The sequence below is a fragment of the Natronococcus sp. genome (assembly GCF_047921035.1).
Classification (GTDB): Archaea; Halobacteriota; Halobacteria; order Halobacteriales; family Natrialbaceae; genus Natronococcus.
Genome location: NZ_JBLRWX010000193.1, coordinates 1 through 2,617, shown reverse-complemented (window position 1 = coordinate 2,617; position 2,617 = coordinate 1). Strand labels below are relative to the sequence as shown.

The following is a 2,617-nucleotide window of genomic DNA, read 5'->3' as shown; positions in this document are numbered from 1 at the left end:
TCTACGACATCGTCCGCTGGAACAAAATGCCCGAAGGGGGCCACTTCGCGGCGATGGAGGTCCCCGACCTGTTCGTCGAGGAGGTCCGCTCGTTCTTCCGAGAAGTCGATGTTCGCTGAGGAGGAGTACCGGCTGACTGCCGATAAGGGCGCCCGTGCTGACGATAGCTGCGGTGCGATCCGGCACGGTGCCGTTCAGGAGCCGAACTCTGTCTGATCGGTTTTGAGTACGAAGAACTTCAGATCACCCTGGAAGACGACGGTCTCCTCTTGGGTGGTCATTTCCGTCTCGAAGACCACCAATCCCACGTCGTCGCGACTCTCCAGCGCCTTCGTCTCGGCAACCTCGATATCCACTGAGACCGTATCACCGATACGGACCGGGTCCGGAAGGTCCATGTAGTTCATGCCGAGAAACGCGTAGGCGGTCCGCTCGAGGATGCCAATTCGCATGACCATCCCGATCGCCTGCACGAACGTCATCGGTCCGTGGACGATCCGGCCGTCAAAGTCGCGTTCCCGCGCGAACTCCTCGTTCGTGTGAAGTTCGTTCCAGTCACTAGTCGTCGCCGCGTGCATTACGACGTCTGTTTCAGTGATCGTCCGACCGGGACTCCGGAACGTCTGTCCCTCCTCGAACTCTTCGAAGTGATGTGGCTTGTAACTGTATACCATACCGGCTTGTCTCCGACCACTCTCATATATTTTTGTCTCTATTCACACGCGACGAGAAGATGGCGGGGTCCCCTCGGGAAGAGGAACATCTATAGGCGAAACGGGTGAATACGTCTAGCATGGACTTCCGCTTTACCGACGAACAGCGACAGATAGTCGAGATGGTTACAGAGTTCGTCGACGAGGAAGTAGTTCCGATCGCCGACGAAATCGACAAAAACGACGAGTTTCCCCGAGAACTGGTCGACGAACTCGCTGAACTTGGGCTAATGGGGATGCCGTTCCCCGAGGAGTACGGCGGTGCCGGCCTCGACTATCACGCCTATCCGGCGGCACTGGAAGAGATATCCCGCGGGTCAGGTGGCTTGGGAACGATCGTCGCAGCCCACATCTCGCTGGCGGGTAACATGGTCTACCAGTTCGGGAACGAATCCCAGTGTAAAGAGTTCCTCACGCCGCTGGCCGAGGGAACGGACATCGGTGCGTTCGCGCTCTCAGAGGCGGGAGCGGGCAGCGACGTACCGGCCATGGAGACGATCGGAGAGAGAGATGGCGACGGGTACCGCATCAATGGCGGGAAGCTGTGGATCTCGAACGGTTCGGTCGCCGACACGGTGACGCTGTTCGCCAAGACCGACCCCGAAGCGGGGAACAAGGGTATTTCGTCGTTCATTGTCCGGCCCGAGGAGGACGACGGCTTCATCGTCGAGGGCACGGAGGAGAAACTCGGCGATAAGGGCTGTCCGACCGCCGAACTGCGGTTCGATGACCTCTGGATTCCCGAGGACCGACTGCTCGGCGACGAGGGCGACGGCTTCGTCCAGGCGCTGAAGACCTTAAACGGCGGCCGGATCACTATCGCCGCCCGCTCGATCGGAATCGCGCAGGCGGCCCTCGACGAGGCGACGAGATACAGCCAGGACCGCGAGCAGTTCGATCAGCCAATCTCGGACTTCCAAGCGATCCAGCACAAACTGGCCGACATGGACACGAAGACCCGCGCCGCGCGGTTGCTCATGCACGACGCCGCCGACAGGAAGATCCGCGGCGAGAACTTCGTCAAGGAGGCGGCACAGGCCAAGCTGTACGCCAGCGAGGTGAGCCGCGAAGTGGCAAACGAGGGGATCCAGATTCACGGCGGCTACGGCTATACCAAGGACTTCCCGGCCGAACGGTTCTACCGAGACGCGAAGCTCAACGAGATCTACGAGGGGACCAGCGAGGTCCTTCGAAACACGATCGCTCGAGAACTACTGAACTGAGCAAGCGGTTCGAGGCGCCGATCCTCACCCTTCGTCGACGCGGAGTTCTCCGACGCAGTTCTCGACCGGTTCCAGCAGGTCGCCGGCGATCGAGTAGGGATCGGTCTCGCCCCGTCGGACCGATTCGGCGAGGTCATCGATGCCGCCGGCGGCCTCGAGTTCCTCCTCGAGCATGGCGTGAACGTCCTCGCGCAACAGGGTTCGAATCTCCTCGGTGTAGCGCTGGCGGACCTGTGCGGCGCGTTCGTCGGAGTCGACGAGGTACTCGCGGTGGGCCTCGAACTCGTCGAGTAGTTCCTCGACACCCTCACCACGCGTGGCGACCGTCTCGACGATAGGCGTCGTCCATCCTGTGGCTTTGTCCTCGTTGTCTCCCGGGTCCCAATCGTCGTGGGCGTCGATGACTTCTTGGCTGTGGTGAGTGCCGCCATCGCTGCCGTAGCCATCGCCAGAATCGAGCTGGATCATGTCCCGGAGCTCTTGGACGGTCCGATCGGTGCCGTCGCGGTCGGCCTTGTTAACGACGAAGACGTCCGCGATTTCGAGGATTCCTGCCTTCAGCGTCTGGATCTCGTCACCTGATCCTGGCGGGACGAGGACGGCGACGGTGTCGGCGGTACGGACGATGTCGATCTCGTTCTGTCCGGCGCCGACGGTCTCGATGACGATCTTGTCCTTCCC

2 protein-coding genes and 1 pseudogene are annotated in these 2,617 nt (G+C 61.2%); 1 reads left to right on the top strand and 2 read right to left on the bottom strand.

Going from position 1 to position 2,617, the window contains the following annotated elements:
* Positions 1–194 precede the first annotated feature (194 nt).
* A complete protein-coding gene (locus tag ACNA7R_RS19985; RefSeq protein ID WP_416285294.1) occupies positions 195–674 on the bottom strand; it encodes a MaoC/PaaZ C-terminal domain-containing protein in 480 nt (159 codons plus the stop codon).
* A gap of 119 nt (positions 675–793) precedes the next feature.
* On the opposite strand from ACNA7R_RS19985, the gene ACNA7R_RS19980 reads away from it, so the two are divergent.
* Positions 794–1,936: an acyl-CoA dehydrogenase gene (locus ACNA7R_RS19980; RefSeq protein WP_416285293.1), complete on the top strand. Its 1,143-nt coding sequence runs from the start codon at positions 794–796 to the stop codon at positions 1,934–1,936.
* Positions 1,937–1,960: 24 nt separating this feature from the next.
* On the opposite strand, the pseudogene ACNA7R_RS19975 reads toward ACNA7R_RS19980, so the two are convergent.
* Positions 1,961–2,617: pseudogene (locus tag ACNA7R_RS19975) on the bottom strand (methylmalonyl Co-A mutase-associated GTPase MeaB); the annotation flags it as partial.

Excerpts from the sequence above, each read along its gene's own strand:
- ACNA7R_RS19980 (WP_416285293.1), top strand. The coding sequence starts at position 794 with ATGGACTTCCGCTTTACCGACGAACAGCGACAGATAGTCGAGATGGTT.
- ACNA7R_RS19985 (WP_416285294.1), bottom strand. The coding sequence starts at position 674 with ATGGTATACAGTTACAAGCCACATCACTTCGAAGAGTTCGAGGAGGGA.